The organism is Burkholderia sp. SIMBA_062 (assembly GCF_046534765.1).
GTDB classification, from domain to species: Bacteria; Pseudomonadota; Gammaproteobacteria; order Burkholderiales; family Burkholderiaceae; genus Burkholderia; species Burkholderia ambifaria.
The window spans coordinates 1-235 of record NZ_JAWRYD010000631.1; the positions used below are offsets into that span (position 1 = coordinate 1).

The window sequence follows — 235 nt, forward strand, 5'->3', positions numbered from 1 at the left end:
TGCCAGCTGGGCCAACCAAGTCATCGTGAGCTCCCCTACCGCGCCCTATGCCCGGGCTGTGTACGCCAAGGATATCGAGTTGTACGGTCTGACCTGGAACGGCGTTTATAAGTCCGTCAGTATCGGTGCCGAAGTCAACTACCGGACCAATATGCCACTCAACACCACCGGGCAGACCTTTGTCGCAATCGGCCAGCCGGAACCTTCGAACCTGGACGGCGCTCGCGGTGATACC

At 59.6% G+C, this 235-nt stretch carries 1 protein-coding gene; it reads left to right on the forward strand.

Features of this window, described 5'->3' with window-relative positions; genetic code table 11:
- Positions 1-25 precede the first annotated feature (25 nt).
- Positions 26-235: DUF1302 family protein (locus SB786_RS37710; protein ID WP_410731774.1), on the forward strand; the 210-nt coding region annotated here is incomplete at its 3' end.